This is a genomic window from Hoeflea sp. IMCC20628 (genome assembly GCF_001011155.1).
Classification (GTDB): Bacteria; Pseudomonadota; Alphaproteobacteria; order Rhizobiales; family Rhizobiaceae; genus Hoeflea.
This window is the reverse complement of the sequence record NZ_CP011479.1, coordinates 1,782,678-1,805,808: the sequence shown is the minus strand read 5'-3', so window position 1 is coordinate 1,805,808 and position 23,131 is coordinate 1,782,678. Positions and strand designations below refer to the sequence as shown.

26 protein-coding genes and 1 tRNA gene are annotated in these 23,131 nt (G+C 58.1%); 11 read left to right on the top strand and 16 right to left on the bottom strand.

All coding sequences use genetic code 11. The annotated features are described in order from the left end of the window. Positions 1 to 14 precede the first annotated feature (14 nt). Positions 15 to 1,289, bottom strand: coding sequence for a threonine ammonia-lyase IlvA (ilvA, locus tag IMCC20628_RS08500; RefSeq protein ID WP_082128069.1), 1,275 nt, complete (start codon positions 1,287 to 1,289; stop codon positions 15 to 17). A gap of 75 nt (positions 1,290 to 1,364) precedes the next feature. Between ilvA and IMCC20628_RS08495 the strand changes: the two genes are divergently transcribed. Together IMCC20628_RS08495 and IMCC20628_RS08490 are read left to right on the top strand one after the other, a co-directional pair. Beyond that, positions 1,365 to 2,819: a TrkH family potassium uptake protein gene (locus tag IMCC20628_RS08495; protein WP_047029862.1), complete on the top strand. Its 1,455-nt coding sequence runs from the start codon at positions 1,365 to 1,367 to the stop codon at positions 2,817 to 2,819. Between the two features lie 87 nt (positions 2,820 to 2,906). Then, positions 2,907 to 4,409, top strand: a complete 1,503-nt coding sequence (locus IMCC20628_RS08490; RefSeq protein ID WP_082128068.1) for a methyl-accepting chemotaxis protein — start codon at positions 2,907 to 2,909, stop codon at positions 4,407 to 4,409. 48 nt (positions 4,410 to 4,457) lie between these two features. On the opposite strand, the gene IMCC20628_RS08485 is transcribed toward IMCC20628_RS08490, so the two are convergent. From IMCC20628_RS08485 to IMCC20628_RS08450, 8 genes are all read right to left on the bottom strand, one after another. Next, positions 4,458 to 4,676, bottom strand: a complete 219-nt coding sequence (locus IMCC20628_RS08485) for a hypothetical protein (protein WP_047029861.1) — start codon at positions 4,674 to 4,676, stop codon at positions 4,458 to 4,460. Positions 4,677 to 4,708: 32 nt separating this feature from the next. Further along, the gene (locus tag IMCC20628_RS08480) at positions 4,709 to 5,122 is read right to left on the bottom strand and encodes a hypothetical protein (protein ID WP_047029860.1); all 414 of its coding nucleotides are present in this window, start codon (positions 5,120 to 5,122) and stop codon (positions 4,709 to 4,711) included. Positions 5,123 to 5,128: 6 nt separating this feature from the next. Then, complete coding sequence (locus IMCC20628_RS08475) at positions 5,129 to 5,458, bottom strand: DUF883 family protein (protein ID WP_047029859.1); 330 nt, start codon at positions 5,456 to 5,458, stop codon at positions 5,129 to 5,131. 136 nt (positions 5,459 to 5,594) lie between these two features. Next, positions 5,595 to 6,569: a PRC-barrel domain-containing protein gene (locus IMCC20628_RS08470; RefSeq protein WP_047029858.1), complete on the bottom strand. Its 975-nt coding sequence runs from the start codon at positions 6,567 to 6,569 to the stop codon at positions 5,595 to 5,597. 122 nt (positions 6,570 to 6,691) lie between these two features. Next, positions 6,692 to 7,804, bottom strand: coding sequence for an AI-2E family transporter (locus IMCC20628_RS08465; protein WP_052766358.1), 1,113 nt, complete (start codon positions 7,802 to 7,804; stop codon positions 6,692 to 6,694). 156 nt (positions 7,805 to 7,960) lie between these two features. Then, positions 7,961 to 9,649, bottom strand: coding sequence for a CHASE domain-containing protein (locus IMCC20628_RS08460; RefSeq protein WP_052766357.1), 1,689 nt, complete (start codon positions 9,647 to 9,649; stop codon positions 7,961 to 7,963). 197 nt (positions 9,650 to 9,846) lie between these two features. Beyond that, positions 9,847 to 10,635 (bottom strand): Crp/Fnr family transcriptional regulator, encoded by a 789-nt coding sequence (locus tag IMCC20628_RS08455; protein WP_047029857.1) that lies wholly within the window; start codon positions 10,633 to 10,635, stop codon positions 9,847 to 9,849. A gap of 65 nt (positions 10,636 to 10,700) precedes the next feature. After that, complete coding sequence (locus IMCC20628_RS08450) at positions 10,701 to 10,898, bottom strand: CsbD family protein (protein WP_047029856.1); 198 nt, start codon at positions 10,896 to 10,898, stop codon at positions 10,701 to 10,703. Positions 10,899 to 11,136: 238 nt separating this feature from the next. Between IMCC20628_RS08450 and IMCC20628_RS08445 the strand changes: the two genes are divergently transcribed. After that, positions 11,137 to 12,387, top strand: a complete 1,251-nt coding sequence (locus tag IMCC20628_RS08445; RefSeq protein WP_197078419.1) for a DUF2254 domain-containing protein — start codon at positions 11,137 to 11,139, stop codon at positions 12,385 to 12,387. A 48-nt stretch (positions 12,388 to 12,435) separates the two neighbouring features. On the opposite strand, the gene IMCC20628_RS08440 is transcribed toward IMCC20628_RS08445, so the two are convergent. The 4 genes from IMCC20628_RS08440 to IMCC20628_RS08425 form a co-directional block, all read right to left on the bottom strand. Further along, on the bottom strand, positions 12,436 to 12,780 hold the full coding sequence (locus IMCC20628_RS08440) for a hypothetical protein (RefSeq protein WP_047029854.1): 345 nt from the start codon (positions 12,778 to 12,780) through the stop codon (positions 12,436 to 12,438). 99 nt (positions 12,781 to 12,879) lie between these two features. Further along, the gene (locus tag IMCC20628_RS08435) at positions 12,880 to 13,893 is read right to left on the bottom strand and encodes a PAS domain-containing sensor histidine kinase (protein ID WP_047029853.1); all 1,014 of its coding nucleotides are present in this window, start codon (positions 13,891 to 13,893) and stop codon (positions 12,880 to 12,882) included. Positions 13,894 to 13,993: 100 nt separating this feature from the next. After that, positions 13,994 to 14,158 (bottom strand): DUF1328 domain-containing protein, encoded by a 165-nt coding sequence (locus IMCC20628_RS24645; RefSeq protein ID WP_047029852.1) that lies wholly within the window; start codon positions 14,156 to 14,158, stop codon positions 13,994 to 13,996. Between the two features lie 45 nt (positions 14,159 to 14,203). Further along, on the bottom strand, positions 14,204 to 15,016 hold the full coding sequence (locus tag IMCC20628_RS08425; protein WP_047029851.1) for a response regulator: 813 nt from the start codon (positions 15,014 to 15,016) through the stop codon (positions 14,204 to 14,206). A 139-nt stretch (positions 15,017 to 15,155) separates the two neighbouring features. Here IMCC20628_RS08425 and IMCC20628_RS08420 point away from each other — a divergent pair, with 139 nt between their 5' ends. Then, the gene (locus tag IMCC20628_RS08420; RefSeq protein WP_047029850.1) at positions 15,156 to 15,341 is read left to right on the top strand and encodes a NepR family anti-sigma factor; all 186 of its coding nucleotides are present in this window, start codon (positions 15,156 to 15,158) and stop codon (positions 15,339 to 15,341) included. Then, a complete protein-coding gene (locus tag IMCC20628_RS08415; RefSeq protein WP_047029849.1) occupies positions 15,328 to 15,927 on the top strand; it encodes an RNA polymerase sigma factor in 600 nt (199 codons plus the stop codon). The genes IMCC20628_RS08420 and IMCC20628_RS08415 overlap by 14 nt, the downstream gene beginning before the upstream one ends. A 115-nt stretch (positions 15,928 to 16,042) precedes the next feature. Here IMCC20628_RS08415 and IMCC20628_RS08410 read toward each other — a convergent pair. Together IMCC20628_RS08410 and wrbA are read right to left on the bottom strand one after the other, a co-directional pair. After that, positions 16,043 to 16,129: transfer RNA gene (locus tag IMCC20628_RS08410), tRNA-Leu, on the bottom strand. A gap of 139 nt (positions 16,130 to 16,268) precedes the next feature. After that, complete coding sequence (gene wrbA, locus IMCC20628_RS08405) at positions 16,269 to 16,868, bottom strand: NAD(P)H:quinone oxidoreductase (protein ID WP_047029848.1); 600 nt, start codon at positions 16,866 to 16,868, stop codon at positions 16,269 to 16,271. Positions 16,869 to 17,061: 193 nt separating this feature from the next. On the opposite strand from wrbA, the gene IMCC20628_RS08400 reads away from it, so the two are divergent. Both IMCC20628_RS08400 and IMCC20628_RS08395 read left to right on the top strand, forming a co-directional pair. After that, positions 17,062 to 17,829: a competence/damage-inducible protein A gene (locus IMCC20628_RS08400; RefSeq protein WP_156174445.1), complete on the top strand. Its 768-nt coding sequence runs from the start codon at positions 17,062 to 17,064 to the stop codon at positions 17,827 to 17,829. A gap of 82 nt (positions 17,830 to 17,911) precedes the next feature. After that, positions 17,912 to 18,754 (top strand): universal stress protein, encoded by an 843-nt coding sequence (locus tag IMCC20628_RS08395; protein ID WP_047029846.1) that lies wholly within the window; start codon positions 17,912 to 17,914, stop codon positions 18,752 to 18,754. Positions 18,755 to 18,794: 40 nt separating this feature from the next. On the opposite strand, the gene IMCC20628_RS08390 is transcribed toward IMCC20628_RS08395, so the two are convergent. Next, a complete protein-coding gene (locus tag IMCC20628_RS08390; protein ID WP_047029845.1) occupies positions 18,795 to 19,391 on the bottom strand; it encodes a LysE family translocator in 597 nt (198 codons plus the stop codon). A 193-nt stretch (positions 19,392 to 19,584) separates the two neighbouring features. On the opposite strand from IMCC20628_RS08390, the gene gpt reads away from it, so the two are divergent. The 4 genes from gpt (at position 19,585) to IMCC20628_RS08370 (ending at position 23,110) form a co-directional block, all read left to right on the top strand. Next, positions 19,585 to 20,082 carry a xanthine phosphoribosyltransferase gene (gpt, locus tag IMCC20628_RS08385; protein WP_047029844.1) on the top strand — a complete coding sequence of 166 codons (498 nt, stop codon included), beginning with the start codon at positions 19,585 to 19,587 and terminating at the stop codon, positions 20,080 to 20,082. Positions 20,083 to 20,349: 267 nt separating this feature from the next. Next, the gene (locus IMCC20628_RS25395; protein ID WP_047029843.1) at positions 20,350 to 20,697 is read left to right on the top strand and encodes a hypothetical protein; all 348 of its coding nucleotides are present in this window, start codon (positions 20,350 to 20,352) and stop codon (positions 20,695 to 20,697) included. Continuing rightward, complete coding sequence (locus IMCC20628_RS08375; protein WP_047029842.1) at positions 20,694 to 22,409, top strand: methyl-accepting chemotaxis protein; 1,716 nt, start codon at positions 20,694 to 20,696, stop codon at positions 22,407 to 22,409. The genes IMCC20628_RS25395 and IMCC20628_RS08375 overlap by 4 nt, the downstream gene beginning before the upstream one ends. Before the next feature lie 206 nt (positions 22,410 to 22,615). Continuing rightward, entirely contained in the window at positions 22,616 to 23,110 is a 495-nt protein-coding gene (locus tag IMCC20628_RS08370; RefSeq protein ID WP_052766355.1) for an NUDIX hydrolase, read from the top strand. Positions 23,111 to 23,131: the final 21 nt, after the last annotated feature.

Below are 23,131 nucleotides of genomic sequence, written 5' to 3'. Positions count from 1 at the left end.
GTCTGGATGACGGTTCAGATGATCAGACTGGCAATGATCTCATTGTCGGTGATGTCCTGATAGCTCAGCCCTGCCTGGTCAAATTTCTCGATCAGATGCGCGAAATTCTCCGGCTGGCGGGTTTCGATGCCGATCAGGATCGAACCGAAATTGCGCGCCGATTTCTTCAGATACTCGAAGCGGGCGATATCATCTTCCGGACCCAGCAAGGCCAGAAAGTCGCTCAGGGCGCCGGGCCGCTGCGCCAGGCGGAGAATGAAGTATTTCTTGGTTCCGGCATAGCGCATCGCCCGTTCCTTGACGTCGGGCAACCGTTCGAAATCAAAATTACCGCCCGAAACCACTGCCACCACGGTCTTGCCAGCCAGAGCTTCCGGTCCCAGCATTTCCAACGCAGTCGTAGACAACGCACCGGCTGGCTCCAACACAATGCCTTCGGTGTTCAGGATCGTCGTCATGGTCAGGCAGATTGCATTCTCCGGCACGACCATCACCTGATCCGGGCGGAACCGCTTCAGTATCTCGAAATTGCGCTCGCCGATTTCCGCCACAGCCGCGCCATCGACAAAATTGTCGATCTTGGTGAGCTTGACCCGGTGACCAGCCTCAAGGCTTTGCTTCAGGCTGGGTGCGCCAGCAGGTTCGGTCAGCAGGAACCGGTCATTGTCGACCAGCCCTTCATAATAGCGCGCCATGCCCGCCGAAAGCCCGCCGCCGCCCACAGGCAGCACGATCAGGTCCGGTGTCTCGCCCTCGGGCAACTGGCTGGCAATCTCGGCGCCAACGGTCGCCTGCCCCTCGATGATGTCATCATGGTCGAATGGCGGCGCCATCAGCGCGCCTTCCACCCGTTCGAATTCCCGTGCCGCATCGTAACAGGCGTCGAAAAAATCGCCGATCAAGCGGATCTCGATGAACTCGCCGCCAAAGATCCGGGTCTTGTCGATCTTCTGCTGCGGCGTTGTCACCGGCATGAAGATGACGCCCTTGCGTGAAAAGTGCCTGCAGACATAGGCAAAACCCTGCGCATGATTGCCGGCCGAGGCGCAGACGAACAGCGCCTGCTCCGGATTGGCGTCCAGCGCCTTGCGGATGAAATTGAAGGCGCCGCGGATCTTGTAGGACCGGACCGGCGACAGATCTTCCCGCTTGAGCCAGATGCGGGCGCCGTATTTGGCCGACAAATGATCGTTGAGTTGCAACGGCGTGGCTGCGAACAGCGTACGCATGTGGTCAAGTGCGCTGTCGGCACAGGCTCGGAAGGCATCTGGTGATTGTTTTTCGCTCATCGCCGGTCTATGCCACGTCCACCCGCCGGTTGCCAACCAGAACCGGATTTATCGGGAAATCAAGAGGGACACGGCTTGCACGCCCAGACCATCCGATCCGCGGTGTTCATTGCATCCATGGCGGGACTGTACCTCTCGGCGGCCATGCTGGTGCCGGCAGCAGTGGATTTCTATTTCGACAATCCAGACTGGCGAGTGTTTACGGTCTCATCCTTTTCGGTCGGTGCGGTATGTCTTGCCGCAGCTACGGCAACCCGCGGTGCCAATGCACCGTTTTCGCGGCGCCTCGGCTTCTTGCTAGTCAATCTCCTGTGGGTGGTGTTGTCGGTGACCGGCGCCATTCCGTTTTATCTGGCGTCGCTCGGGCTCGACATGGCCGACGCTCTGTTTGAATCCGTGTCAGCCGTTACCACCACCGGTGCAACCGTGATCTCCGGGCTCGATTCGGCGCCACCGGGATTGTTGTTGTGGCGTTCGCTGCTGCAATGGATTGGCGGAATCGGCATTGTCGCGCTGGGACTTCTGGTACTGCCGTTCCTCAAGGTCGGCGGCTTCACCGTCTTCAAGATGGAATCCTCCGACACCTCCGAAAAACCTTTCGAGCGGTTTGCCGTGTTCGTGCGCGCCTTCTTTGCCATTTACATCGGCCTGACCCTGACCTGCGCAATCCTCTACAAGATCTTGGGCATGAGCGGCTTTGATGCCATCAACCATGCCATGACCACCATGGCCACCGGCGGGTTCTCGACCCATGATGCGTCTTTCGGCGCCTTCCAGTCCGCGGGCCTGGTCTGGACTGCAACCATCTTCATGGCCATTGCCGGCCTGCCCTTTTCGGTGCTGATCCTGTTTGCTGTGCGCGGACGCCTCGATGCATTGCGCGATCCGCAAATCTACGCCTATGCCGGGCTGGTAGTGGTGCTGTCGCTGACCATCGCTCTGAGCTTGCGGCTGAGCCAGGATGAAAGCTTTGGCATGGCGCTCACCCACTCAGCCTTCAATGTTGTTTCCGTCATCACCACGACCGGCTTCGCCAGCACCGATTACACAAAGTGGGGGCCGTTGGCGGTGGTGATCCTGTTCATGGCCACCTTCCTGGGTGGATGCTCCGGTTCGACCGCTGGCGGCATCAAGGCCTACCGGCTGGTGATCATCTACGGCTCCATCCGCGCCGGTCTGATGCGATTGATCTATCCCAACAGCGTTCGCCCTGTCCGTTATGGATCGGTGGCTGTCGAGCCGGACATGCAGCGTACGGTGTTCTTGTTTGTCTGCGCCTATGTCGGCATCTGGGCGCTTGGGTCAATCGCGCTGGCAGCCACCGGCCTTGACGTTGAAACCGCGATTTCCGGCTCGATTACCGCACTTGCCAATGTCGGCCCGGGCATTGGACCGGTAATCGGACCAGCCGGCAATTTCAGCTCGCTTGGCGACCCCGCCAAAATGATCCTGGTTTTTCTGATGCTGCTTGGCCGCTTGGAAATCCTGGCCGTGCTGGTGCTGCTGCTGCCCGCATTCTGGCGCGAATAGCGCCTGCTGGCGACAATGTATTAACGGTCATTATTCAGTGGTTAACCTAGATCTGCTTTTCTTCCTCAGGGTGGAGGAGAATAGAAAATGCACGCATTGCAGGTTAAACATCGAGACCAATCAACAGATTTCCGCGATGAGGAAACGCCAGACACACAGGACTTGACGTCGCCGTCACAGGATCAAGCTCAGCTCGAACGGGCGATGAACGTGATCGGGTCGCAGATCGGCGAATTGTCGATCAATATTGCCGACACAAGCGGCATGATTGGCGATGTGTCGGGGTCTCTGTCGCTTCAGGCCGGGGAACTGCACTCGCTGACCCGCGACATCTCGATGATCGCCAGGTCGAACCAGACCGTTGCCGAGGCCTCGAACGGCGCAATCGTCGCGGCCACGTCGACGCACAAAGGCCTGGAAACCACCACGCAAAGCGTCAGCGGCATTCTCATCAACGCCGTGTCCGACATCAAGTCGATGGCGACCAACGCCACCGAAACCACCGGCGTGCTCGATGCGGTCTCGACCCAGATCACGGAAATCCATTCGTTCTCCGAAGCCATTCAGGGGATTGCCACCCAGACCCAGATTCTTGCCGTCAATGCCGGCATTATGGCAGCCAATGCCGGAGACGCCGGCCGCGGCTTTGCGGTCATTGCAGACGCGGTCAAGCAACTGGCCGACAAGACCGGAACCGTATCTCGCGACATGGTGACCCGGCTTCAGGCTCTGCGCGAAATTGTCGATCAGATGCAAAAGCAGAACAGCGACAATGAGACCGCGGCGACCGCAGCGTTTCGGCGCTCAACCGAGATCGAAGCCGAGTTGCAGAAATTTTCAGGTTTCAGTGAAAGCGTCGCAGGAATGATCACCGAAATCGAGCGCATCAGCGCTCCTGTCGAGGAAACCACGCATGCCTGTTCAACCGTCCTTGCCAAGGTCTCGGAACTCGACAAGCAGGTGCACAACAGCGCGGAAATGCTGACCGCAGCCAGCACCAAGATTGATCGTCTGGTGTCATTTTCGGAAGACGTCATCGGTGAAGTCGCCCAAAGCGGCGTTGAAACCGAGGATACGCCGCTCATCCGCCACTGCATGGCCAAGGCCGCGGAAGTGGCGTCAATATTCGAGCAGACGATCAAATCGGGCATTCTGTCAATGTCGGATCTGTTCGATGAAGACTATCAACCACTGCCGGGCACAAACCCGCAACAGCACATGACACGCTTCACACGACATACGGACCGGCTGTTGCCTCCGATCCAGGAAGCCATGCTGGAGTTCGATCCGCGCGTTACATTTTGTGCCGCGGTTGATCGCAACGGTTACTTGCCGACCCACAATCACGTGTTCTCGCGACCGCAAGGTCCGGATCCGATCTGGAACACGGCAAATTGCCGTAATCGCCGCATGTTCGACGACCGCACCGGGCTCGCAGCGGGGCGCAACAGAAAACCCTTTGTCTTGCAGACCTACCGCCGGGATATGGGCGGCGGAGTGTTCAGCTTGATGAAGGATCTCTCCGCACCCATCATTGTCGATGGCAGACATTGGGGCGGCTTGCGAATAGGTTTCAAGATCAGCGTTTGAGCCGCCTGCCCGGGATGTAACCTGGCGCGATATCAGCGCCGGGAACAGTCAGACGACCCTGTAGCCGTCCAACAATTCGTAATGCGCAACACCGGGAACTGTGCTTGTGTTGGTCGGCAGATAGGTGGTGCCCTCCACATCGTTGAAAGCACCCCAGAGCACCCAGGCAGCCACCAGCGCCAGCACCATGCTGACCACCAGAATGAGCAGCACCGGTTTGCCCTGTCGTGCCTGACGGACCTTGATGGGATCGATTGGATCTTCCATGTTATAGATTCCTTCTAAACTGGCATTCGCGTTCAGCTTCGGCCGGACCGCGCTATCGCGCCGACTGCCAGGCCTATGACCAGTCCCGCGATGATGGAGGTTGTCTTGTTCTGGGCGATCGCACTCGAGGCCGAAGAGATCGCGAAAGCGGACGCGGTGCTGGTCACTGCGATCCGCTGACGCCGTTTGGCTCTCATGCGCAACCATGCCCGTATGGCCAGCGCGAAAAGACCCAGAACTATCGCCAGTCCGGCCGCAGACAGCAGGCCATAAAAGGCTCCATGAGTTTCCGCGACATACACAGCGAAGGCCCCCAAGAGCGCTCCGCTTGCCAGCAAGGTCATCAGGCCGACAAAGGCAAGCACCATGCCATCACGTTTGATCTGCCGCGCTTTCGCCCCGGCAAAAGCCGAGACGATTGTAGCGATGGGAACATTGGACAACATGCCGGATTACCGGCGCATCAGAAAGGCTGTGAGGAAGCCGGCGGCAACTGCGATGCCGACCGCCTGCAGCGGATTGTCCCGCACGCTGGCGCTGACCTTCTTTTCGGCGCTGGAGAACTGGCCGGACATCTCGGAGACAAGCTTTTCGCCATTGCGAAGAATGTCGTCGACGCGCGATTCCGCAGCTTCACGGGCGACGCCGGCCTTGAGTGCACCAGCACCTGCAAGTGCTTCGCCGAGTGCTGTCAGTTCTTCCCTGATCCGGGCGGTGCGTTCCGCAATATCATCAACCATCGGATTGGATTTGTCGTCGCGTGTGGATTTGCCTAAGGCCATGGAAAGTCTCCTTTGATTGGGTTCACCGCACCAACGCGCCACCCCCACATCGGTTCCCTCCAGTTGCGGTTTTTTTCATGCAAAAGGACCGCCGGATTGCTCCGGCGGACCTTTTAATTTTGGCATTCCGTCTGGCTTAGCCAGCAGGTGCGATCATGATCATGGAATCGCGGTCCGTTTCCCAGGTGCCTTCGTCATATTCCGGCTGACCTTCAAGCTGCTCTTGGGTGAAGGGCGTGAAGACAGTCAGGTCGCCATCAGCATCGGCGCGGATGTCGAGGTTTTCAGGCGAAACAGCCACTTCCTTTTCACCCATTCCGAGGAAACCGCCAACATCGAGAACGAAGCCGTCGATCTTGTTGTCGGCGCTGAGCAGCACGTCGCCGATTTCGCCGATGTTTTCATCATTGGCGCCATAGACTGTGCGGCCAATCAGGTTTTCTGCACTGAGGTCGGCAGCGGTCACAGCCGTCATCGACATGCGATCAATCGTCATGGTCTTCTCTTCGGCAGCCGCCACGGCGCTTTCGCCTTCGGCAACCCGCTCCGAGGTTGTTGCTTCAGCTGTCTGGTCAGCAGGAACCGCAGGGTTTACTGCCGGGTCGGCAGGCGCGGTAGCCATGTTGTCCGTGGTCGCCATTGGCTCTGATTCCGAGCGGGCTTCGGTGTAGATGGTCGCGCGATCAAAAGCCGGAGCGGCTTCAAGCTGTTCGCGGGTCATGTTGGCAACCAGCCAACGGTCGCCGTCGCGGTCAGCCCATTCGATGGCGCCAAATTCGAGTTCGACATCCTTTTCGCCGATACCCAAGAAGCCGCCGACACCGATAATAACGGAGGCAACTTCGCCTTCAGGGCTGATGACGATGTCGTTTACGTCGCCAATCATCTCGGCATCTTCAGCAGACGACCCATAAACGGCAGAACCGATGATGTCGCTGGCAAGCGTGCTGCCGTGCGTGGCAACATTAGACTGTGCCATATCGGCTGAATCTGTGGTTGCTGTCGTGGTTGTGGCTGCGTTGGTGTCTGTGGCTGCTGCGTGGCTTGCTGCAAAAGCAGACGTGGTCACAAGGGCGGTAAGGGCGGTACTGGCCAAAAGCATCTTAAACATGATAATTTCCTCTTTGCATCGAAAGGTGCTCGCCGGGCTGGTCCGTGTGTGAGAGCGCGGGGCTGGCTCGGCGGCGTTGACAGATTGGAAACGCTGTCCACCTCTTTCGGTTCCCACAAACCTCACATTTTTTTATTGGTCGGCCTGATGTGTTCTGATGCCCTGGCAATCGGAACGGCATTGCGCATCACGGCGTAGCCCATGAGCAGGAACGGCACCGCCAGAAGGCCGCCGACGGGACCCCAGAGCCAGATCCAGAACGCCAATGACAAGAATACAAAGAAAGGATTGAGCGTGACAGCCCGACCGATGACCTGCGGGGTAACGAACTGCGCCTCTATCATGTTGAGGGTCAGGTATGCTGCCATCGGAAAGAAAATCGCCGGCGGTGCGTTCCAGGTCGCCAGACCAACTCCGAGCAGGATACCGGCCATCACAGCGGGGCCGATATAGACGACATAGTTCAAAATGAAGGCCAGCATGCCCCACAGGAACGGTTGCGGTACACCAATCAGCCACATGGCCGCAGCGGTCGCCAGGCCAAGGCCTGCATTGATTACCGAGATCGACAGCAGATATCTGGAAACGAACCATTCGGCATCACGGAAAATGCGGGCCGTTCTCAGTCGCGAACGGCGACTGAAACACAGCGACAGCACACTGGTACGGATCGAGTGCCGGGTCGCCACGAAAAAATAGAGGCTTGCCAGATACAGAATGATCTGCGCTGCCAGGGCCGGAGCTAGGGTCGCGATTTCCTCGATTGCCGAGCTGTCCTGAATGTCGACCGTCATCTCCGCCTTGCCGCCGGCAATGGTGCGGATCTGCTCCTGCACACCGCCCAGCGTATCGAACACCGTGCGCCAGTCGAGCAAATGGCGCTGCAGTTCGCGCCAGATTTCCGGCAATTTTTCAGTCCAGAGTGAAAGCGGCATCGAAAACAGCGCAACCGCCGAGCCAATGAGCCCCAAAAACAACAAGACAACAATTGCCGCCGACAGGGATGTCGGCAACCGGCGCTCAAGCGCCGTGGCCACTGGGGACGCCATCAAGCCGGTGACAACGGCGAGCGAAATGGGAGCAAGCAGCGACTGGGTGTAGTCAAGCGCCGCAAAGATCGCGACCACACCAATGGCAATGACCGCAAAATGCGCAAATGACTGAAGGCTCGCATCCATGTTTGTGCGCGCATCGATGCGGACCACCGGCGGGTCGATGCGATACGGTCGTTTCATGCGGACTTCCCCTTTAAAGACACAACAACGCCGGCCGGGGGCTATTGTTCCGGGAATGCAGCATGCATGTCGCCCCGCATCAGCCTGAATGCGCGGCTTTGCGAGCGGGTTGGAATACCAGGTGTGCTGTCAGGAAAACTTGTCTGTCACAACGGCCTAACTTTTGCGGCTGCGTCGTTCCCTGGCAGTCCTTGCCGGTTTGGGGTTTGATATCACCTTGTCGAAAGGCACCTTGATGGTGACGTCAATGCCGAGGTCATGCGGCAAACTGGATATCGATCCGCCCAGTTCGATCCGCATGGTGGCGTCGAGCAGTCGTGTTCCAAACCCGCCCTTATGGCCACCTGCATCGGGGTCTTGCGGCTCCAACGGAGTTTCGCTGCGTTCGGACCAGTTCAAGACGAGTTCGCGATGCCTGCCGCTGACATTTTTCACCGACCAGGACACTTCGAGTTTTCCTGAATTGAAGCGGGCCGAACCATATTTTAGCGAATTGGTGGCCAGCTCGTGAAAGGCCAGACCAAAGGCCTGTGCTGCGGTTTCGTTCAGTTCGACTTCGGGACCGTACAAATGGTCTTCATCGAGCTCGTCGCCGAAAATCTGCCTGAGTTCCTGGCTGAGCAGCGTCTTGAGATCCGCACCCTGCCAGGCTGTGCGCGCCAGTAGATCCTGTGAGGCAGCCATCGCTTGCAGCCGTGCGGAAAAGGATTGCGTGAATTCCGGCAAGGTCTCGGAAGACCGCGCTGTCTGACGCGAAATAGCCAGTACCCGTGCAATCATGTTCTTGATGCGATGCTTCATCTCCTGAAGCAGGAACTCGCGCTCGGTCAGCGCCCGTTCGGTTTCATGACGTAGCGTTTCGCCAACCTCGATGGCTCTTTGCTGCGACCGTGATGATGTCGCCAGCGCGGCAGCGAGCAAAAACGCGGCAATCGCCAGCATGACCGATCGGGTCTGGTCGACCGGAGAATGATACAATTCAGAGGGGCGGATTTCGAGCGTCCAGGTTTGCCCCGCCACTTCGATCGCCGTCACGACCGTGTGGTCCGCGCCAATCCGGTTGCTGGGGTGACCATCCGACTCGTAGATCAGACTGGAGGTAGCAGGCTCACCATCCCACGCTGTGACGTGAATAGGAGAAACCGGTACGCGCCGGAACGCGGATTCGAAAAGATTGGTTACGCGAAACGGCGCATAGACAAAGCCCAGAGGCCGACCGGAGTTTTTGGCGAAAAACGGCATGTAAATCAGGAATCCGGCTTGCGGCTCATCGGACTTTTCCTGAACCAGCTTCACCGCGGCCGAGGCGCGCAAGCGCTGTTCTGTGAGCGCAGCCAGAATGGCAGCCCGGCGTGTGAGTTCCGAATACATGTCATAGCCGAGAGCCGCTACATTTCGCTCCGTTTTCGGTTCCAGAAGGACGATGGGAGTGCGGTTTTCCTCGCTGGTTTCGGGCCAAGGCGCCCGGTCCACGTCATAATTGCGCGCAAGTTCGGCGGAGATTGCCACATCCGATTGCGGTCCTGTGCGCACATAGCGCGCAAAACCGATGCCCTGAACACCGCTGAATTGTTCGGTCTTCTGCAGCCGGCCGACATAGGTCTTGAATTGCTCGGCGCTGGGGACTTCACCAAGGCTGGCAAACAGTGCTTCGGTGGATTTGATCAGCAATATGTGATTGTCGATGCGGTCACGCAAGCGTTGCACAGAGCGATCGGCCATCGCTGCAAAGCTCATCCGGTTGGCCTGATCGATGGTGTACCAGGATGCTGCTGCCGTGAGCAGACCCACGAACACGACAACAAAAAACACCAACGCTGGCTGCAGTCGATACAACAAACCCATACTCTTCTTCACATAACCGGACACAATCCACCGGAGCGGTCGTGCCTCATTGGCCAAGGGCGGGAGAACATAACCGGGAATAATGAGCCTCCAGATGTCCCCCATGCCCAGGAAATAGCAGCAAATATTGGCCGGAAGATCAATGGCACACTTAAGCGGAGCCGAGAAGTCCGTCTATAAACCAGGTTAACCGAAAATCAATTCCTCACCGTCCGGCCTTTCAAAGTGCCGGCGTCGGAAATGGCAGAAAAGTCCATCAAAAAACGTTGATCAAAGTCGGCGAAGTCAATCGCGCGGCTCAAATGCGGGAACGTCATAATTCCCTTATCATTGTGGATCAGTTTGTCCCTGGTAAGGCGGCTGAGCGAGCGGTTGACGTGAACAGTGGACAACCCCATGCAATCGCCGATTTGCTCCTGGGTGAGTTCAAGCTCAAACCCTTTGTCTGTCGCCAGACCGACCTGCTCGAGACGAACCCACAACTCCAGCAGGAAGTGCAAGATCCGTTGCGCCGCGGTGCGCGCGCCCAGCGAGACCTTGTGTTCAGCAAGAATGTTGGAATGGCGCACGGTCATCCAGTCAAGCCCCGACGCCAGAACCGGAAAGCGCCGATGGATCTCGAGAATACGAACCGGGTCGATCAACGCCAGGGATACGTTGGTCAGCGCTGCAGCGGTGAAAATCGATGTGTGGTTGAAATTGACATGCAAGCCGATGAAATCGCCCGGCAACGACACACCGATTATCAGGCGGCGTCCTGCGGGCGTCAGCCTGTAGCGGATCACCCATCCGCGCCGGATCAGGAACGTGACCCGCAACGGCTCTCCGTCCTGAACAAAACTCTCACCCCTTGCGATCGCGGCCTGGTTGACCTGCATGGTTTCGAGATAATCGACCTCCTCCGAGGTCAACAAGACCGCTTTCCCAAGACGCCGAACCAATGGACTTGCATCGGCCGGAATCGCACTTTGGTTCTTGGCGGTCATATCAATCTCTTTCGCAAAGAAAAGAACCCCGGCAGGGAGGCTGCCGGGGTTCTCTTGGTAGGCGATTACTTGTCGTCGAGCCAGTTGTCGATTTCGCGCTCGGCTTCGTCGCGTGTCTTTCCATAACGGGCCTGGATCTTGCCGGCCAATTCGTCGCGGCGGCCTTCAACAACGTCAAGGTCGTCATCGGTGAGTTCGCCCCACTGTGCCTTTGCCTTGCCCTTGTATTCTTTCCACTTGCCTTCAACGATATCCCAGTTCATCTCAAAACTCCTTGTGACGGTTTGTTCGGTAGCCGTTGGCAATCTTCCGTCGGCTCGCCTCATCAACGTCAATTGCTCAATTTGGTTCCGCTGTTTACAGGCTTATTTGAAATACGGCGCGCGATTGCCATCTGGTTTGCCGACCGACTGTGACATTTGAAGCATTCCTCTATCCCTGTTAATCAGAGCGTGCAATGCAGCGCCCTGGGAAATGCCTGCTGATCTGAAAGATGCGTCCATGAGAATGAAATCCCTCGTCACCCTGAACGGATTGCTTGGCGTTCCCGGCGCAATCGCCATTGGTCTTTGGGTACTGGCAATACCGCTCGTATGGCTCGATGCGCGGTTTCCGATTGTCGGAGATCCCCTGCCCTTCTGGCTTGCCATATCAACCGACACCGCGCGATCTCTGCTGGCAACCATCGCGACGGCCGCAATCACCACCCTGGGCCTGGTTTATTCGATCATGCTGGTGGTTTTTACGCTGGCAGCCGGCAACATCGCACCACGGCTTCTGCAGCGGTTTTCGCGCGACCGAGTCAATCAGATCACCGCCGGGCTCCTTGGTGGAACGTTTCTCTATTCGCTTTCGATCCTGCGTGCCACCGGACCGGACTTTCGGCCAGAAATGTCGGTCGCCCTGGCCTTCCTGCTGGCCGCAATCTCGGTTCTGCAGGTGATCCACTTTGTTCATTCCGTCTCGCAAAGCGTCACGATTGACGCCGAAGTGGCGACAATTTCGGAGCAACTCGAACGGCAGATCAACAGGCTGCTGGTTGAAACCGGTGCTGATACCGAAGACTTCAAGGAGGAGAGCCTGGAAACGGCAATCAAGGCCGAGCGGTCCGGATATGTCACACTGATTGATGAAGCGGCTCTGCTCAAGCTGGCGCGACAGCACGAGACCTACATATCTGTACAGGTGGCTCCAGGTGATTTTGTGTTGTCCGGACAGACCTTGGCCATGGCCGGGTTCTCGGAGGACAAGGAAAAGGCTTCCGGCTCTGTGTCCCGGGCGATCAGCCTCGAGCCCTATCGCGGGGCGGTTGATGACATACGGTTTTCAATTCGTATTCTGCTGGAAATCGCTTTGCGCGCGCTATCGCCCGGCGTCAATGACAGCTTTACCGCCATCGCCTGCGCCGACCGTATTGCGGCAGCGCTGGTAAAACCTGTGTCTGAAGGACTGCGGGGAGATGTGCGTTGCGACGAAGATGGGGTGGCCCGGTTGAAAGTGCCCGGCCTGTCGCTCAACGACCTGCTCAACATGTCACTGCACCCGCTTCGTCAGGCCGCCAGAGGCAACGTCATGATGCTGGACCATCTCGGCGTGGTGCTGAATTCGCTCTACTCGGTCGCCGGTCCCGATGCCAGAAAACTGATCGCTGCGCATGGCAAGGTGTTGCTTGAGACAGCGAGTGCGGGCGATCCGCTCAGTTCTGATCTCGATTTCCTGCACCGCCGTCTGGACTTCGCAGTTGATGATTGAAGCAGGCTGATTTCAATGCAGCCTGCGCGCGCCATTGCACAGAGATGATCAATTGAACCGGCTGGCCGGAGTCTGATTGTCTGACTGCGGTGCCTGTGCGACCTCATTGATATCCATATCAGGATTGATCAGCTGGACGGCCACCTCGATGCCTCCGGCAGACGTGACGTCCCAAACGATTTCGGCATCTTCGTAAAACAGCGCCGGATCAACCTCGACGCATTTGCCGAAGGACTTTTCCTTGATCTGCGAGATCGAGGCGATCGCTGGCGAAAGCTCCAGCTCGCATTGCTGCACAGTCTCATAGGCCACTGCTGGTGCGGGCTGTTCCGAACAGGCCTGACGATCGTCGCTGCAGGCAATCAGCAACATGAAGGCTGCGATGTGTTCCATGACGTTTCTCCTTTGGAGAATAAACGCCCGGGCATCACGCAAGTTCCATGAAAGCTTGCGGAAGTGTCAACTTTGATGCCGCAGCTTAACGCGAACCTGTCAGTGTTTCAGCCGAAACTCATACTGGCTGTCGGGAATTGTCAGTTGATAGATCATTCGATCCTTGTCCAGCTCATGATGGACCTCAGCCGATAACGCCTGAGGCACCACCCGACCGAGCACTGTTTTTGAAAAGCCCTTATTCTGCGATGAGCCAATGTCCTGCTCACTCAGCGGCCTGGCAAATGTTTCCGTCCAGGTCACAATCAGCTGCGGCTCTTGCTGATCACTGGTGCGCTCTTCGGCAGAGAGTTCGACGCCGCCGCCTGCCGGGCCGAGTGCCCCCTTGGCCAGCGAATCGATGGCCAGCTCATGTAGCGCCAGACCGAGGTGCAAGGCAGCATTGGGTGCGAGGTAAGCATCGTCACCCACCATGTTGAACGCTGACGGCAGTTTTCCGAACAGCGGTTGCAGTTGGGATTTGGTCAGCGCGAACAATTCCGCGCCGCGCCAGTCAGATGCGGTAACCAGATCCTGCGACTGGGCCATGGACTGGATGCGGTTGCGGAAGGAATACAGGAACCCCGGCAAGTCGTCCGACGACCGCGCGGTTTGTGTGGCGATCGACTGGACAATTGCCAGCAAGTTTTTCGAGCGATGGTTCAATTCGCGCAACAGCGTCTTCAGCACCGCTTCGCGGTACTTCACGTCATCGATATCCAGAATTGTGGTGAATACGCCGATGACGGCACCGCTAGCATCGATATCCGGCACCATTTTCAAAAGAAACCAGTGCGGATCCTGATCAACGTCGCGCAACACCTCAAGCTTGCTTGCGCCTCCGCCATCGAGCACTCGAAGCTTGGCAGCGGCTACTTTCGAAGCCTGGTCACCAAAAAGCGCGGTGTCCGTCTGACCCTCGAGCTCGATTTCGGTTGGCCAATCTGAAGGGAAGTTAGCAACAAAACGTATCACCAGATCCGCATCCTGGTACATCGTGAACACGCCGGCGCTGCGTAATCCCGCCAGCTTGATTCTCATCCGATCGGAATCTGTTAACGGATTGCGGGTCATGGGATGTTTATCGACTTTATGAAGCTGCTGAAACGGACGGCAGCGGACACTGGAGTTGGCCCAGCGCCCGCGGTCACTTTGCAGTTCCCGAATCGGGCGGTCAAACCTTCCGGACAAAATTCAGCACCAGAGAAATGACCAGAAACGCCAGAAAAAGGAAGAACAGAAATTGAGCGATGCCGGCCGAGGCGCCGGCAATTCCACCGAACCCAAGGACGCCAGCGATGATGGCGACGACAAGAAATACGAGAGCGTAGTAAAGCATCGAAAATCTCCTTTGTCATTCGATGCTCCACCAACGCGCTGTTTTCTAATTGGTTCCGGTCAGCTTCATCGTTTCTGTGGCGGTGTTGAAAAATAGCGCCTGGCTGATCAGCGCCTTGACCATATCCGGGTTGAACGGCTTGGTGACCAAAAACGCCGGTTCCGGCTTCTCGCCTGTCAACAAGCGCTCCGGGAAAGCGGTAATGAAGATCACCGGCAGCGTATCGTTCTTCAGGATATCATTGACCGCGTCGATACCGGAGCTTCCGTCAGCCAGTTGAATGTCGGCCAGCACCATTTTCGGCTTGGTCCGGTTGTACAGCTCCATTGCTTCGGTATGGGTCCGGGCAATTCCAGTCACGCGGTGGCCGAGTGCCTCAACCATATCCTCGATATCCATGGCGATCAGCGGTTCGTCTTCGATGATCATGATGTCGGTGGCGACCTGATCGGATATTTCCTTGGCGGCCTTGTCGATCAGTTCGGATACTCCGTCCTTGTCCACACCGAGAATCTCGGCAGTCTCCTCGGGCGTGAACCCCTCTACCGCGATCAGCAGAAATGCCTTGCGCGCATCAGGCGTAACCGCCTCGAGATTCGCCGCAGCCTTCTTTTCCCAGCCAAACGGTGTCGGATATTCGGGCACCGGAACCGAAAGGCTGTCAAAGAGTTTGGAATACAGACCGTATAGCGCAACGCGGTCGTTGCCGGATTTCGGAAAAATGCTGAGATCGGCAATCAAGGCCTCAAGCATGGCGGCGACAAAAGCGTCTCCGGATGTCTGGGATCCGGTGACTGCGCGCGAGAAGCGACGGAGATAAGGCAGGTGCGGCGCAATGCGCATGGAAAGTGTCGACATATTAGACCTCTTGGTTGTCCCGTGGACGTGGCAACATTGCTAAAACGCGCTGGCTAAAAAAAAGTTCCGGAGGCTTGGAACTTTTTTTTATCTCGCGCATTCTGCATGCATGTGTTCATTTTGAAAGAGCTGGGTGGGTATGATCGACAAATCAAACAAAGGCAGGGCGAATCCCGCCGACCGCGGAACAACCGATGCGATCGCATCGCAGTTGAAACGCTACTACAAATCAGTGGAACAGGAGCCGATCCCCGATCAACTCCTTGACCTGCTGGAACAGCTGGATCAGGCAGAACGTTCGGGTGGCAAAAATGGCTCGAATTGAAACGGGTGTCTCCGACTCTCTCACCGCTGACGCGGCCGAATCCTTTTCATTCCGGCGGGAAATGTTGGCCACCCTCCCCAGTCTGCGCGCTTTTGCCTTCTCGCTCGCCCGCCGCCACGACCGTGCTGACGACCTGATTCAGGAAACGGTGATGAAGGCCTGGGGCAAGCAGGAAAGCTTTGAGCCCGGAACCAACCTGCGGGCTTGGCTGTTCACGATCCTGCGAAACGAATTTTACAGCCAGATGCGCCGCAAGGGCCGGGAAATGCCCGATCCGGACGGTGTCTTCGCCGCCAACCTCGCCACTCACCCCGAACAATATGGCAAGCTGGACATGGCCGATTTCAAGCAGGCGCTTGATCAGCTGCCCGATGACCAACGCGAAGCCATCGTGCTGATCGGCGCCTCAGGCTTTTCCTATGAGGAAGCAGCCGAGATAGCTGGCGTTGCCGTTGGCACCATCAAGAGCCGGGTCAACCGGGCCCGGGTTAAACTGCAGGAACTGCTGACCATCAGCGGCGAGAGCGACTACGGCCCCGACAGCACCTCGGCACCTCTGGTCAACAAATCGTTCCCTGGCAGGTAGGTATAGGCCTCAACCGGGCCGATCTCCGTCAATGCCCTTCAGCACAATACCGACATTAGGCAAGACAAAGTAAAACACGCGCGATGGGGGACCGGCCGCATCGCGCGAAAACTGATGGTGCGGACGACGGGAATCGAACCCGTATAGCCTTGCGGCCGAGGGATTTTAAGTCCCTTGCGTCTACCAGTTTCGCCACGTCCGCACGTCAACAAACTCGGTAACCGACGATTGCCGCGCAGGCAAGAGCCACGCGGTGATTGGGCATATAATCAAAACGCCCCGTTGTGATGAACAACGGGGCGTTTTGTGATCAGATCGAAGCTGAACAGCAGGCAAACCTGTCAGGCGACAAGCTTTGCAGCGATCTCCGCCACCCGCTTGCCCTGGACCCGGGCGCCCTCAAGTTCGATGTCAGACGGCTGCCGCGATCCATCGCCATCGGCAATCGTGGTTGCGCCATAGGGCGATCCACCCTTGACCACGTCAACGCCCGACTGCCCGGCGAATGAATAAGGCAGGCCGGCAATCAGCATGCCATGATGCAGCAGCACTGTGTGGAAGCTCAAAATGGTGGATTCCTGACCGCCATGCTGGGTGGCCGACGATGTCATCACCGAACCCACCTTGCCGATCAACGCGCCCGACGCCCACAGACCACCGGTCTGGTCGAGGAAGTTTTTCATCTGCGACGCCATCATTCCATATCGGGTCGGCGTGGCAAAAATGATGCCGTCATAATTTGCAAGTTCAGCCGGATCGGCCACCGGCGCGTCCTGATCCATCTTGTAATGCGAAGCCTTTGCAACAGCTTCTGGAACCAGTTCCGGAACCCGCTTGAGTGTGACCTCTGCGCCACCGGCCTTGGCGCCTTCAGCGGCCGCTTTCGCCATGGCCTCGATGTGCCCCCAGCTCGAATAGTAAAGTACCAGCACTTTCGCCATGTCCGTCTCCTTTGATTTTGCCGCTCGAAAGCGGCGGATGCTGACAGACACATAAGCAGTTTGATGTTCACTGAAACCCGGAAAATGCTGCACGCATTGTTCACAAAAACACTCTGGTTGCCAATTCCTGACATTGCTTGCGCCGAACCCGGAAAGCGGTTTATTCAAATGACCACAACAAAGGACCATGACCATGAGCCAAGCCCCTGCCCCGACCGTCACCGCAGCGGCGCTCGCCATTGGTGATGAATTGCTATCGGGCCGCACCAAGGACAAGAACATCGGTCATCTGGCCGAATTGCTGACCGCCGCCGGCATCGATCTCGAGGAAGTCCGCATCGTCCCCGACGAACAGCCACGCATCGTCGAAGCGCTCAATGCGCTCCGGTCCCGCTACGACTATGTCTTCACCTCGGGCGGCATCGGCCCGACCCATGACGACATCACCGCCGACGCTGTCGCTAGCGCCTTCGGGGTCGCCTGCACCCACGATTCAAAAGCCCTCGAATTGCTTGGCGCGCACTATGCCGAGCGCGGCATGGAATTCACCGAAGCGCGCCGCCGCATGGCGCGCATGCCGGTGGGAGCCACCCATATCGACAATCCGGTCAGCCGTGCGCCCGGCTTCATCATCGGCAATGTCCATGTCATGGCCGGTGTTCCTTCGGTGTTCCAGGCCATGCTCGACAATGTCTTGCCGACCTTGAAATCCGGCGCAAAAGTCTATTCCGACAATGTCGATTGTCCCTATGGCGAGGGCGACATCGGCGGCCCGCTGACTGCTGTCGCCAAGGCCCACCCGGACGTCAATATCGGCTCCTATCCCCGCTTTTCCGGCAAAAAATTCTCCACCGAGATCGTCATCCGCAGCCGCAACCAGGATGCAATTGCAGCGGCAAAACGCGATGTCGAGGCCATGCTGACAAGTGTCGGATCGAAAATGGGTGCTGCTGCGGTTTGATTGGGATCAATGCGCGCTCAGGATGCAGAGAGCATTGTCATTGGACAATTGCCGGTTCGGGCGTTTCAAAGGAGTGCACACTATGACCTACCATACAATTCTCGCCGTCTATGCAACCCAGGCCGATGTCACTCCGGTTACCACTGCGATAGCTGATTTCGCAGCCGGCACGGAGGTGCATCTGATTGGCTGCCACGGCGAGCCTTCGCAGTTTGTTGTCCTCTCCGCGCCCATCGACGTGCCGGATGCCGCCACCATTGCCGCTCTGTATGAGCAAGCCGACACCCGGATGCGCGAAGTCGGCGACGCCTTCGACAAGGCATGCGATCTCGCAGGCCTGTCACATGAGTGGCGACCGGTCCGCTCCCCCGGCGGTGACAGTGCGATTTCGGCGCTGGCAAGTGCCCGCACCGCCGATCTGGTGGTCGTACGCCAGCCGAACCGGGACGCCGGTGAAGACATTGCAACCAATGTCGAAGCCCTGTTGTTTGAGGGTGGACGTCCGGTGCTGTTCCTGCCGTCAGACGGCAAACTCGCTTCACCGATCAAGCGAATTCTCATCGCATGGGATGGATCGCGTGAATCCGCCCGCGCCACTCAGGACGCCCTGCCCCTGCTCAAGGCCGCCGAGGCCGTCAACATCGTTGTCGTCGACCCCGACAAACTGCCTGACATCGATGCGCCTCTTGCCGGCACCGATATCGCCAGCTGCCTGTCGCGTCACGGCATCCATGTCAATATCACCACGGTTTCCAAGGGAACAGGGTCAACCGCCGAGGCCATAGCCAGCCAGGTCGCCGCCACCAATTCCGATCTGGTTGTCATGGGTGCCTACACCCACCAGCGTCTGCGGGAATGGTTGTTTGGCGGCGTCACCCGCGCCTTCTTGGAAAACTCGCCGGTTCCGGTGCTGATGTCGCGATAAGCGTCAAACGCGCGCGCGGCATGCCATTGCCGCGCGCCCCTCAGCCAAGCATCATCCACACTGCCACACCGGCAAGCACGGCGGCAAAGATCCGATTGAGCCGTCGCGCTCCGGTCTCACTGCGAAACAACCGGCCCAGGCCATCGCCGGCCAGCGACCACAAGGCAAAGGCCAGCAAGTTGTTCAGGGTGAAAACCAGCGTAATCAGCGCGACCTTTTCGATCATGCCTGCCGGGCCAGAGCCCGAAAACTGTGAAAACATCAGGAGAATGATCACATAGGCCTTGGGGTTGAGGATGAGCAAGGACACACCATCGAAAAAACCTGCCTTGCGGTCCTCTACATCCTCTGGCGCCTTGCCCGCTTGCGCCATCTTCCATGCCAGCCACAGCACATAAAACGACCCGGCTGTTTTGACAGCTGAGAAAAGCGGCGAATCCGGATCTATCACCGAAACCAGTCCCGCACCGGCGAGCGCTGTAACGACAAGTGTCGCAACATGATAACCGGCATTGGCCGGAAGCGTGGCGGCAAAACCGAAGCGCGCGCCAAGCGCGGCAAAAAACAGATTGCCGGGTCCGGGGCTGTAGGCCAGAGGCAGCAGGAACGCCAGCAGGGTGATGAGAAACAGGGTCATGTCATCGATCTCCGGAATGGGGGCCTGAACATGTTTTCATGTCCCCGCGCCACGAGACACCCGATTCCAGCAGGTCTGCCACAATCCGCAGATTTGTGCTCTCTTGCGTTTGACACCGGATTCCGGCTATTTGCGGCGCTTAAGTTTGAAACAGCAGCCGATGGGGCCGCCCGCAAACCCAAGGAAGTCAGCCATGTCCCTTCCAGACAAAGCCTTTCCCGTCTCCTGGGACCAGTTTCATCGCGATGCCCGGGCGCTTGCCTGGCGGTTGAGCGGCACCGGCCATGCCTGGAACGCGATCGTCTGCATCACCCGTGGCGGGCTGGTTCCGGCGGCCATCATTTCCCGCGAACTCGATATCCGGCGGATCGATACCGTCTCGGTCGCGTCCTATCATGACTACGTCAACCAGGGCGACATGAAGGTGCTCAAGGAGATCAACGCCGATATTCTCGAGACTGAAGGCGAAGGCGTCCTCATCGTCGATGACCTGACCGATACCGGCAAGACTGCAGCCATCGTCCGGGCGATGCTGCCAAAAGCGCATTTCGCCACCGTCTACGCCAAACCAAAAGGCCGGCCGCTGGTCGACACCTTTGTCACCGAAGTCAGTCAGGACACCTGGATCTATTTCCCCTGGGACATGGGCTTTGCCTATGTTGAGCCGATCGCCAAGGATTCCCGCGGCTGAACCGGCAGTCCGGTATCCGTCAGCACTGCTGAGACCACCCGGTCCACGCTAAAACAGCTGGACCGGGCTGGACGGTCGGCTGCTCAGATTGTCGCTGGTCGACACCTCCCCTGATCTGCTTTCGATTGGCCTCGCGATTGGCAATCAAACCGCAAGCACAAGGGATTTGCGCCGATATTCTCGGAATTTTATAGATTCTCGTTAACCTTACTTTATGCCACTTCGTGCCACTGATGCGGATCAGACTTTTCCATCCAGACCGGCGCCATGAACATGCTCATACAGCCATCCACACAACCATCGGCGAGCCCGGGTCGGCAATTTCGTATTGTCGGCCTCAATCTCGCGGTCATTCTCATTGTTTTGACAGCCGCCGTGGTCACCCCAAGGCAGGGCAAGGCAGTGGTATTTGTTCCGCCCTGGAGCGAACCGGGCCGTGTCCTCGAGGTGATTGCTGCCGCGGGTGGATCAGTCCTCAATGGCACCGGCAAGTCCTATGCCGTCATCGCCCAATCTGACCAACCATGGTTTGCCTTCCGGTTGTTCCAGTCCGGCGCAATGCTGGTTCTCGACGGCAGCCTCAGCTTCCTGTGCAGGAGCACACCTTCAACATGAACTACATGATCACGCTCCGCAGCCAGGCAGCTGTTGCAATCGTCTCGCTTCTCTGGATCAATCTCGGCCTGATGGCGCTTCGTTACTGGTGGGGTATGGACGCCGACCCTGTCGTCGTTCTCGGCGGCGGCGGCGCCATTGCGACTGCCGCGACACTGACCTGGTGGCATGACCGTATTGGCGCCGCCACACAGATCTCGACCGCACTTGCCCACGCTGCCAGCGTTGCATTGCTGGTCTACGCCTTTTCCGGATCGCCGCTGCAGATCGATATCCACATGTACTTTTTTGCCAGCCTGGCAATCTGCGCCGCGTGGGTCAATTGGCGATCGACACTTGCATTCGCGCTGTTTACCGCTGTCCATCATCTTGTCTTGTTTTATGTGCTGCCCGCCGCGGTATTTCCAGGCACCGCCGATCTCAGCCGCGTGGCACTTCATGCCGTGATTCTTGTGGTTGAGGCAGGCGCACTGGTGGCATTGGGCCATTCGCTCGCCAATGCCTTTGCCCAAAATGACAAGGCGATCCACGAAACCCGCCTGGCCACCGACGAAGCCGCAGAAATGTCGCGCAAGGCCGAACTGGCTCAGCAACAGAACCTTGACGATTCCAAGCGACGTGAAACCGAGCGCAGAGACGACAATGAACGCCTGCATACAGCCATGGAGGCGCTCGGTCGCGGACTTCACCAACTGGCTCAGGGAGACCTTCGTTTCCGCCTCACGGACAGCTTTGACGGTTCTTTCGACAAACTCAGAGGCGACTTCAACTCCTCCATGGAATCGCTTGACCAACTGGTCGCAGGCCTCAGCCGCTCTGCCCTGGAAATGCGCCAGGGATCAAATGACCTCAGCGCCGATGCCGAAAACATGTCTCAGCGCACCGAACAGCAGGCTGTCTCACTTGAACAGACAGCAGCAGCGATTGGCCGGATCACCGGCAATGTCCAGACCGCTTTCACCCGGGCAGGCGAAGCCGGTCAGCTTGTCGATGCAGCGACCAGAAGCGCCTCCGGGTCCGAAGAAATCGTGTCGAAGGCCGTAAATGCCATGACCGAGATCGAGAATTCGTCGCGCCAGATCGGTCAGATCATCAGCGTGATCGACGGCATTGCATTTCAGACCAACCTTCTTGCACTCAATGCCGGTGTCGAAGCAGCCCGCGCCGGCGATGCGGGAAGAGGTTTCGCGGTGGTCGCCCAGGAAGTGCGTGAACTGGCCCAGCGTTCGGCAAGTGCCGCCAAGGAAATCAATGCGCTGGTCGAGACCTCCTCCACCCAGGTCAGCCGCGGCGTAACGCTGGTAAACCAGACCGGCCAGGCGCTTCGCTCGATTGGCACCCAGGTAACGACCATCAATGACCACATCTCCAAGATCGTTGATTCCGCCCGGGATCAGGCAAACGACATTTCGGAAATAAACTCAGCCGTCGTCAACATGGACAAGACCACGCAGCAAAACACCGCTCTTGTGTCCGATACCACCATGTCGATCCATCGCCTGGCCGCCAATGCCGACGGGCTGGTCACCAAACTGGCGGTCTTCAGCGTCAGTGAGATCGCCCGACCCGACAGCACCAAAGACACCCGGCCTGCGCCCTCCCCGTCTGCGGCAGTCAAGCCGGTGCCGACGCCCGAACGGCACAGCCGCCTTGTTCGCGGTGCTCATGGCAGCACAGCATTGGCCGTGAACCAGGGATGGGATGACTTCTGACCAGGCACCGTCCGGCAAAAACTGAGATTGGTGAGTTTTGACCCAACTACCCTGCCGACCGGAACGGCAAAGCGTGTTCGCGGTAAACATGACCGAGCAACCACATTGAGCCACCCGAAAGCATCCGGTTCATCGCACGGCGCGAAAATGCATCAAATTGGTCATAATCTTGTGCAAAGACTGTCACAGGAGGCGAATCGCTAAACATGACCGCATTTGACCGCATCAGACGGTTGCTTGATCTGTTCAGGCATCCCGGTGAAAACCGCATTGGCGGAAAGCCGAAGCGGCAGGCCGCGGCTGCGGTTTTTCGTGGGTCGGGCGATTCTCGCGAGCTTCTGCTGATCACCAGCCGGGATACCGGACGATGGATCGTCCCGAAGGGCTGGATCGAAAAGGGCGAAGACGGCCCGACTGCGGCAATCCGCGAGACCTGGGAAGAAGCCGGCATCATCGGCAAGGTCCTTCCCGGCGGGCCGGTCGGACATTACCGCTATATCAAGCAGAGACCGCGACGTGGCGATGCCATCTGCGATGTCGATGTCTACCTGGTCAGGCTTCTCGAAGAGGGCAACATCTGGCCCGAAAGAGGCCAGCGGCGGCGCAAATGGTTTCCGGTCTCCGTCGCGATCGGGCTTGTTGGCGAAGACGGCCTCAAGGACGTGATTCGCGAGGCGTTCGTGTATCTCAAGGCCGCCTGAAGCAATTTTTAGTCCGATACC

Bases quoted from the DNA above. Each gene is read 5' to 3' on its own strand.
- ilvA (WP_082128069.1), bottom strand. From the start codon at position 1,289: ATGAGCGAAAAACAATCACCAGATGCCTTCCGAGCCTGTGCCGACAGC.
- IMCC20628_RS08490 (WP_082128068.1), top strand. From the start codon at position 2,907: ATGCACGCATTGCAGGTTAAACATCGAGACCAATCAACAGATTTCCGC.
- IMCC20628_RS08485 (WP_047029861.1), bottom strand. From the start codon at position 4,676: ATGGAAGATCCAATCGATCCCATCAAGGTCCGTCAGGCACGACAGGGC.
- IMCC20628_RS08480 (WP_047029860.1), bottom strand. From the start codon at position 5,122: ATGTTGTCCAATGTTCCCATCGCTACAATCGTCTCGGCTTTTGCCGGG.
- IMCC20628_RS08475 (WP_047029859.1), bottom strand. From the start codon at position 5,458: ATGGCCTTAGGCAAATCCACACGCGACGACAAATCCAATCCGATGGTT.
- IMCC20628_RS08470 (WP_047029858.1), bottom strand. From the start codon at position 6,569: ATGTTTAAGATGCTTTTGGCCAGTACCGCCCTTACCGCCCTTGTGACC.
- IMCC20628_RS08465 (WP_052766358.1), bottom strand. From the start codon at position 7,804: ATGAAACGACCGTATCGCATCGACCCGCCGGTGGTCCGCATCGATGCG.
- IMCC20628_RS08460 (WP_052766357.1), bottom strand. From the start codon at position 9,649: ATGGGTTTGTTGTATCGACTGCAGCCAGCGTTGGTGTTTTTTGTTGTC.
- IMCC20628_RS08455 (WP_047029857.1), bottom strand. From the start codon at position 10,635: ATGACCGCCAAGAACCAAAGTGCGATTCCGGCCGATGCAAGTCCATTG.
- IMCC20628_RS08450 (WP_047029856.1), bottom strand. From the start codon at position 10,898: ATGAACTGGGATATCGTTGAAGGCAAGTGGAAAGAATACAAGGGCAAG.
- IMCC20628_RS08445 (WP_197078419.1), top strand. From the start codon at position 11,137: ATGAGAATGAAATCCCTCGTCACCCTGAACGGATTGCTTGGCGTTCCC.
- IMCC20628_RS08440 (WP_047029854.1), bottom strand. From the start codon at position 12,780: ATGGAACACATCGCAGCCTTCATGTTGCTGATTGCCTGCAGCGACGAT.
- IMCC20628_RS08435 (WP_047029853.1), bottom strand. From the start codon at position 13,893: ATGACCCGCAATCCGTTAACAGATTCCGATCGGATGAGAATCAAGCTG.
- IMCC20628_RS24645 (WP_047029852.1), bottom strand. From the start codon at position 14,158: ATGCTTTACTACGCTCTCGTATTTCTTGTCGTCGCCATCATCGCTGGC.
- IMCC20628_RS08425 (WP_047029851.1), bottom strand. From the start codon at position 15,016: ATGTCGACACTTTCCATGCGCATTGCGCCGCACCTGCCTTATCTCCGT.
- IMCC20628_RS08420 (WP_047029850.1), top strand. From the start codon at position 15,156: ATGATCGACAAATCAAACAAAGGCAGGGCGAATCCCGCCGACCGCGGA.
- IMCC20628_RS08415 (WP_047029849.1), top strand. From the start codon at position 15,328: ATGGCTCGAATTGAAACGGGTGTCTCCGACTCTCTCACCGCTGACGCG.
- wrbA (WP_047029848.1), bottom strand. From the start codon at position 16,868: ATGGCGAAAGTGCTGGTACTTTACTATTCGAGCTGGGGGCACATCGAG.
- IMCC20628_RS08400 (WP_156174445.1), top strand. From the start codon at position 17,062: ATGAGCCAAGCCCCTGCCCCGACCGTCACCGCAGCGGCGCTCGCCATT.
- IMCC20628_RS08395 (WP_047029846.1), top strand. From the start codon at position 17,912: ATGACCTACCATACAATTCTCGCCGTCTATGCAACCCAGGCCGATGTC.
- IMCC20628_RS08390 (WP_047029845.1), bottom strand. From the start codon at position 19,391: ATGACCCTGTTTCTCATCACCCTGCTGGCGTTCCTGCTGCCTCTGGCC.
- gpt (WP_047029844.1), top strand. From the start codon at position 19,585: ATGTCCCTTCCAGACAAAGCCTTTCCCGTCTCCTGGGACCAGTTTCAT.
- IMCC20628_RS25395 (WP_047029843.1), top strand. From the start codon at position 20,350: ATGAACATGCTCATACAGCCATCCACACAACCATCGGCGAGCCCGGGT.
- IMCC20628_RS08375 (WP_047029842.1), top strand. From the start codon at position 20,694: ATGAACTACATGATCACGCTCCGCAGCCAGGCAGCTGTTGCAATCGTC.
- IMCC20628_RS08370 (WP_052766355.1), top strand. From the start codon at position 22,616: ATGACCGCATTTGACCGCATCAGACGGTTGCTTGATCTGTTCAGGCAT.